At 39.8% G+C, this 6568-nt stretch carries 9 protein-coding genes; 3 read left to right on the top strand and 6 right to left on the bottom strand.

Annotated features, from left to right (window positions below):
* The 6 genes from M4I42_RS16030 to M4I42_RS16005 form a co-directional block, all read right to left on the bottom strand.
* The coding region (locus tag M4I42_RS16030; RefSeq protein ID WP_268853065.1) for a response regulator transcription factor at positions 1 to 448 on the bottom strand (448 nt) is incomplete at its 3' end.
* On the bottom strand, positions 423 to 1004 hold the full coding sequence (locus M4I42_RS16025; protein ID WP_268853064.1) for a ferric reductase-like transmembrane domain-containing protein: 582 nt from the start codon (positions 1002 to 1004) through the stop codon (positions 423 to 425). The genes M4I42_RS16030 and M4I42_RS16025, both read right to left, overlap by 26 nt.
* Positions 1005 to 1006: 2 nt before the next feature.
* A complete protein-coding gene (locus tag M4I42_RS16020) occupies positions 1007 to 1942 on the bottom strand; it encodes an FAD:protein FMN transferase (protein ID WP_268853063.1) in 936 nt (311 codons plus the stop codon).
* Between the two features lie 2 nt (positions 1943 to 1944).
* On the bottom strand, positions 1945 to 2265 hold the full coding sequence (locus M4I42_RS16015; protein ID WP_268853062.1) for a hypothetical protein: 321 nt from the start codon (positions 2263 to 2265) through the stop codon (positions 1945 to 1947).
* 16 nt (positions 2266 to 2281) lie between these two features.
* Positions 2282 to 3001, bottom strand: a complete 720-nt coding sequence (locus M4I42_RS16010; RefSeq protein ID WP_268853061.1) for a copper amine oxidase N-terminal domain-containing protein — start codon at positions 2999 to 3001, stop codon at positions 2282 to 2284.
* A 540-nt stretch (positions 3002 to 3541) separates the two neighbouring features.
* Entirely contained in the window at positions 3542 to 3727 is a 186-nt protein-coding gene (locus tag M4I42_RS16005; RefSeq protein ID WP_268853060.1) for a YhzD family protein, read from the bottom strand.
* A 189-nt stretch (positions 3728 to 3916) separates the two neighbouring features.
* Between M4I42_RS16005 and yhaM the strand changes: the two genes are divergently transcribed.
* The 3 genes from yhaM (at position 3917) to serC (ending at position 6320) form a co-directional block, all read left to right on the top strand.
* The gene (yhaM, locus tag M4I42_RS16000) at positions 3917 to 4861 is read left to right on the top strand and encodes a 3'-5' exoribonuclease YhaM (protein WP_268853059.1); all 945 of its coding nucleotides are present in this window, start codon (positions 3917 to 3919) and stop codon (positions 4859 to 4861) included.
* A gap of 73 nt (positions 4862 to 4934) precedes the next feature.
* The gene (locus M4I42_RS15995) at positions 4935 to 5117 is read left to right on the top strand and encodes a sporulation YhaL family protein (protein WP_268853058.1); all 183 of its coding nucleotides are present in this window, start codon (positions 4935 to 4937) and stop codon (positions 5115 to 5117) included.
* 120 nt (positions 5118 to 5237) lie between these two features.
* A complete protein-coding gene (gene serC, locus M4I42_RS15990; RefSeq protein ID WP_268853057.1) occupies positions 5238 to 6320 on the top strand; it encodes a 3-phosphoserine/phosphohydroxythreonine transaminase in 1083 nt (360 codons plus the stop codon).
* Positions 6321 to 6568: the final 248 nt, after the last annotated feature.

Below are 6568 nucleotides of genomic sequence, written 5' to 3'. Positions count from 1 at the left end.
GAATCTTTTTACCCCCCTTTTTTATTGAGTACCCATTTAAATTAAGCGATAGGTTTCCAAAAGAAAGTTCTTCTGTCTGAAACGGCTGTGCGACTCTCCTAGATAGAGCACGAATTCGAGCAAGAAGTTCGGAAAACTCAAACGGTTTTACTACATAGTCATCTGCCCCGTAGTCCAGCCCGGCTACCCGATCTTCGAGAGCGTCTCTTGCCGTCAACATGAGAATGGCACCGCTAAATCCGTCTTTGCGCAACGATTTACAAACTTCAATTCCGTCTTTATTGGGCATCATCCAATCGAGAATCAATAAGTCATAGTTTGTATGTTTTGCAAAATAATAAGCATCTTCTCCATTTTGTACCCAATCAACGGTATGATTTTCTTTTTTCAGCATATGAACAATTAATTTTCCAAGCCGCGTGTCATCTTCCGCTAATAGAATGTACATTTTTCCTCACCCTCGATTGCGATTGTTTTTTTGCCGTAATTTTGCTGAAAAAGCGAAACGCAGCAATCAAGGAAAAACAGAATAGCGTACTAGCATAAATGTTTTTCCCCCATATTTCATCGGTATCAGTTCCGATAAAAAACCCATGTATACTTGCAAGGATAAAGCTTGGCAAAATAAGAAAATGGATCGTCTTCCAGATGTTTCGTCCGATTTTTTTCATTAAATCGGTTGTTACAAATATAAGAAACATTGAATAAAAGGCAATAACCCCTAACCCTGTAAAGAACGGTTGATAACTAGCGAGAAACGGAATAAAAATTTCCTGTATGGAAAATGGCTGATAGTCATCAAAATAGAGTAAAAAGCCATGAAAAAACGCAAACAAAAATGCGAGCCAGCCAGCAGCTGGATGCACTAAAAGAAAAATGTTACGGATGTTTCTAGGAATTTGATTAATATTTTGCATTAAGCCGAAACAGACAGAAAGAAAAAGAAGAAAATAGGCGCTTAATCCAGAGGCTCGAATCCATTCCCAAGTAGAAAAATTTATCATTTTTAAATCACCAGCCTTTCGATATACCGTGAAATAGAAGATGAAATCAATAGTTGACCATGCTTGTTAACAATGATACAAGCTGATTTAGGAAAGTGCTTTTTTATCCATTGAATTCCTTCGTGAGAAGGTAACATGCACAGTATTTTGGCGATCACCTCTGCCTGTGAAACATGATCAGCGAATACAGTTGCTTGAACGACATCACTTTTCGGATTTTTTCCTGTTCGACCGTTAATGATATGATGAAATGTTTGCCCTCGTATGTTCCAGCTTCGATAAAGAATGTTAGAAGTCGCAACTGCGCCTGAGAAAATAACAAATTGTGCAATATCTTCGTTTTCTGCGAAAGGATTTGCTACTCCTATTCTTTTTGAAGAGTCACCCCAAATAAACATATCACCGCCGGCATCGATCAATCCGTTATTTATACCTAGCTCTTTTAGCAATTGATATGCCTTATCGACGCTCCATCCTTTTCCGATTCCTCCTAGATCAATTTCTTCATTTGTATGTTTCATGACCGCTTTTAGTTTTGGAAAAAACGATAAACTTTTACTTGACGGTATGCGGTATACATTTTCGTTTTCTTGATATTCATGTAAAACCTTTTGTTTTTGAAAAGGTTGCGCATATCCTATGTTTTTTAGAATACTTCCTACAAATGGATTGAAATAAAATTCGGTTTGGATTGCATATTGAAATGCTACTTGTAATATGTCATACAATATAGGGTGAATGACAATAACGTTCGACACAGGCGCTTGGTTTAATCTTGTTAATTCACTATCGTGACGGAAACGAGAGCAAATCGATTCGAAAGTTGTAAACCAAGTTTGTATATGTTTTTCCCAGTTGAGAGATTGATTGGAGCTTATCACCTCCACTTTAATCGTTGTTCCCATGCCATTGAATGTAATAGATTGCTTTTCATCCATCGTTACGATCTCCTTGTTCGATTTTCTGATGGCTGCAATTGGGAATTTTGTCTTTTTGGCGTAGCTATAATTACTTCATTCGAGTATTGGACATCCCAGTTACCTTCTTCCCAGTCTAAAGACATTAACTGTTGTTCACGTTGTTGTTTTGTTTCATCGGTTACGGTATTTTGCAATTCCGTTATTTCATTTGTTGTAATAGGACGACTATTGTTCTCTTGTTGCTGATCTGTTTTTGAGTTATTTACTAGCTGAAGAAATGTTGTAAATACGGTAACACCGCCTAACCCGACGACCCACTTTACCCATTTGTTTGTTTTCACTAAAATTCCTCCTTGTTTAATAAATTCGGATTTGCTGTTGTTTTGTCCATGCCACTTGAAAGCCTAAGCCATTGGCTAAAACGCTAATCGGAATATACAGCTCTCCATTTTCCGAAAAGATAGGAAGTGGCATCGGCGTTTTTTTCATATTCTCGTAGGCAACTCTTGTGCCATTTTTGACAATCAAGTGGCGATGATTTAGCTGAATTTCTCCTATTTGCGAGTTAGGATAAACTGTAACGGAAGCACCTAAATATTTCGCTGTGTCCTCAAATGGGACAAATATTTGGCCTTGTACAGGAATGGCTGTTATATAAAGAGGGTCTTTTGACTCCAAGTATATCGGTACAGTTTGTTTAGAAGAAATTGGAGTCGTTGCATATTCATTAGGAATATTAGCTGATCGTGACCATTTGTACCAATATTCTCGTTTTACTTTTACTATAGTACGTTTTTCTTGAATTTTTACGTTTTGTTGATAATATTCTTCGCTTTGATCTTCGTCTTTGTACTTCTCATCGTACTCATGATCATAGTCATCTTCGTCTTTGTACTTCTCATCGTACTCACGATCATAGTCATCTTCGTATTTAGCTTCATCATCATTTTTGTACTCATATTCTTTTACTTTTTCTTCATATTTGTCATCATCGTCAGCGTGAACGGGGGAGATGTTGCTGCTATATGCGGTTAAAATAAGGAAACATAGTACTAGATTAGAAATTACTCTCTTCATCATTTTTCTAGCGCAGGAGACCCCCACTTCAACGAGTGAAAAGGATTAAGTGGGGGAGGAATGCGCCTTCCTCCTTTCTTTTTGTGTATGATATAATAAAGATATGGAGAAAACCGTTGAATAAAGGCACTCCATCTGTTGCTACTCGATGTAGGGAGTTGGTTGCATGAAACGTTGCAACCGTAAACAATAGAGCGTACATCCGTCTGTTGTGCGTGGAAGTCAAGTACTGCCTACAGACATGCCGAGCCACTCGGTAGCGACATAGGCATGACCTGTGTCGTTGGGTAGTCGTCAACCTGCCCTGATGCAACCCCAATTCAAGGAAGGAGGACGAAGTCCACTTGCACTTCTGGGGAGTTGCAAGCCCCCACTTCAAGCGTTAGCTAAGTGGGGGTAGTTGACAGTAGTTTGCTCCTTTCGACGTGTTTTCTTAATGTTCATTTTTATTTTAAGCAGCAATTCTGAAAAAAAAATGAAAAAGGAGGTAAGCAGAAGAAAGAAAAAAAACCAGGCTGTAAGTGTGACAGCCTAGTTTTTTTAACGATGGAAAAGAATCAATTTCCCGCTTGATGTCGTACAGCGATGCGTTTTGTCATAACAATGATGTTCACGCAACTTTTGTTCTCCGATTTTTTTCGCTTCTTCTTCGTTTGCGGCTTCGAACGTTTCGTCCAACAGCTTTTCGCCGTTTTTGTCAAATGCAGTTAATGTAAACATTGGCATCGTTGCTTCCCCTTTCGATGAATGGTGATTCATCATTCATTATTCGTTTATTTTTGGGAAAATTCCTTCTACAAATAAGGCGTTTTTTTGCTTAAAAATAAGGCAGCGTGTTTTGCTCACGTCTTATTTTTTGCCCAACCTTGAGTATGGTATACTAAACGATAGAATACGGAAACGGGGGAGAAACGATTGGCGAAAGGGATTATCCATTACGAAGTCGGAGAACAAATCGATGTCTACTTGTTAATCAAATCGGTAACAAAAGGAATTGCTAGCAATGGGAAACCGTTTTTAACGCTTATTTTGCAAGACAAAACAGGAGAGATCGAAGCGAAATTGTGGGACGCCTCGCTAGAAGATGAAAATGTATACGTCCCGCAAAGCATTGTGAAAGTGTTTGGCGACATTAGCAATTACCGCGGGCGAACCCAATTGAAAATTCGCAACATTCGTCCGGCCAATTCAAACGATCATGTGCGCGTCGCTGATTTTCTAGAAGTCGCACCGATGAAACAAGATGAAATGATGGAGAAGTTGACACAATACATTTTTGAAATGAAAAACCCGAACATTCAACGCATCACAAGGTATTTGTTAAAAAAGTATGAAAGTAAATTTTTAGAGTATCCAGCGGCAACGAAAAATCACCACGAATTTATTTCTGGGCTGGCATACCACGTCGTGTCCATGCTAGATTTAGCTAAAGCGATTATTAAACTTTATCCGTCGCTTGATGCGGATTTATTGTATGCAGGCGTCATTTTGCATGATCTTGGCAAAGTGATGGAACTGTCAGGCCCCGTTTCGGCGACATATACGCTCGAAGGCAATTTGCTCGGCCACATTTCCATCATGGTAAGCGAAATTAGCAAGGCGGCAGAACATCTTGGCATTAACGGGGAAGAAGTGATCATTTTGCAACATATGGTGTTGAGCCATCACGGAAAAGCAGAATGGGGAAGCCCGAAACCGCCGATGGTGAAAGAAGCGGAAATTCTTCATTATATTGACAATCTTGATGCGAAAATGAACATGATCGACCGCGCGCTCGAAAAAGTGAAGCCGGGCGAGTTTACGGAGCGAATTTTTGCCCTCGATAATCGCTCGTTTTATAAACCGACATTTCATCGGTAAAAATATAACATAAACAACGAGATGCACTCATATAGTGAAAATAAGACAAGCTGAAGAAAACGGAGGGAAAAGCATGCTGTCTTTGCCATGGTGGGTGTATCTCGTTGTTGCGGGAATTGTGTTTAGCGGATATATGACTGTCCGAACAGCCGCGCAAGAGAGAGAAATTGACGAATCGTTCATTGAAAAAGAAGGAGAAATTTATATGGAGCGCATTCGTGAAGAAAAAATGCGACGCAACCAACAATCCTTGTGACAAACACAAGAATTTATTTTTTTTGTGAATTTAGTGAAAATTATCTTTATTTTTTTGTTTTTCGTGTTAGGATAATAAGTAACTGTTATTCATTAAAGAAATAAAGTGGGGGATTGGAATATGAAACGGGCGTATAACTTTAATGCGGGACCGTCCGCGCTGCCGCTTCCAGTACTAGGGCGAGCACAACAAGAGCTGCTTGATTTTCAAGGGACGGGAATGTCGGTGATGGAATTAAGCCACCGCAGCAAAGAATACGATGCGGTGCACAACAACGCCAAGCAATTATTAAAAGAACTGATGAACATTCCCGACACGCACGATGTGCTGTTTTTGCAAGGTGGGGCAAGCTTGCAGTTTTCGATGGTGCCGATGAATTTGTTAGGAGATGATCAAATCGGCAACTATGTGTTAACAGGGGCGTGGTCGGAAAAAGCGTTGAAAGAAGCAAAAAAAGTAGGCAAAACGCACGTAGCAGCATCCACAAAAGAAACGAATTATACGCGTATTCCAGCAACTCAAGACATTCAACTCTCGGAACATGCGGCCTACTTACATATTACGTCCAATAATACGATTTTTGGAACACAGTGGCATGAATTCCCGAATTTGCCGGTCGATTTAGTGGCGGATATGTCGAGCGATATTTTAAGCCGCGAAGTGAATGTCGAACAATTTGCTCTTATTTATGCTGGTGCACAAAAAAATTTAGGACCATCGGGGGTGACGGTCGTTATCCTTCGCAACGACTTGCTTGAACGCATTCCGGACAATTTACCGACAATGCTTGATTATCGTACGTATACTACTAGCAATTCTTTATATAATACGCCGCCGACGTTTGCGATTTACATGCTTTCTCTTGTGCTTGAATGGGTGAAAGAGCAGGGAGGCGTTTCAGCTATTGAAAAACGCAATAAAGAAAAAGCAGCGGTGATTTACGAGGCGATCGACGAAAGCGCCGGATTTTATTCTCCGCATGCGGAAAAAGACAGTCGTTCTTTGATGAATGTCACTTTCACCTTACCGAACGATGACCTCACGAAAAAGTTTTTAGCGGAGGCAAAAGAACGTGGATTTGTTGGACTCGCCGGACATCGTTCTGTCGGAGGTTGCCGGGCATCGATTTATAACGCCGTTCCGTACGAAGCGTGCGAAGCATTAGCGCAGTTTATGGGCGAATTTCGCCAGCGATTTTTCTAAAAATTTTTCTTCAATTTTATGTGATAAAGTAGTATAATGTTAGAAAATTCTTGCAATAGGCACTAGCGTACTATTGGGGAAAGAGAGAAAAAGCTAGACGAGGAGAGAGGAGAATGAGAGGGATTGTTTAGTTGACGCAGTGATCCATATAGAAAACCCGATCGTCTTTGGTCGGGTTTTTGCTATAGCTAAATATGGATAATAAAATTAACCAAATAAATAAAAATGATTGAAAATTTTTTATAAAA

Source organism: Anoxybacillus sp. J5B_2022 (genome assembly GCF_026847645.1).
GTDB lineage: Bacteria > Bacillota > Bacilli > Bacillales > Anoxybacillaceae > Anoxybacteroides.
The sequence above is the reverse complement of the archived record's forward strand: the minus strand, read 5'-3'. Positions and strand labels throughout refer to the sequence as shown.

What these genes read in the sequence shown, in the direction of transcription:
- M4I42_RS16025 (WP_268853064.1), bottom strand. Translation starts at nt 1,004, where the DNA reads ATGATAAATTTTTCTACTTGGGAATGGATTCGAGCCTCTGGATTAAGC.
- M4I42_RS16020 (WP_268853063.1), bottom strand. Translation starts at nt 1,942, where the DNA reads ATGGATGAAAAGCAATCTATTACATTCAATGGCATGGGAACAACGATT.
- M4I42_RS16010 (WP_268853061.1), bottom strand. Translation starts at nt 3,001, where the DNA reads ATGAAGAGAGTAATTTCTAATCTAGTACTATGTTTCCTTATTTTAACC.
- M4I42_RS16005 (WP_268853060.1), bottom strand. Translation starts at nt 3,727, where the DNA reads ATGCCAATGTTTACATTAACTGCATTTGACAAAAACGGCGAAAAGCTG.
- M4I42_RS15995 (WP_268853058.1), top strand. Translation starts at nt 4,935, where the DNA reads ATGCTGTCTTTGCCATGGTGGGTGTATCTCGTTGTTGCGGGAATTGTG.
- serC (WP_268853057.1), top strand. Translation starts at nt 5,238, where the DNA reads ATGAAACGGGCGTATAACTTTAATGCGGGACCGTCCGCGCTGCCGCTT.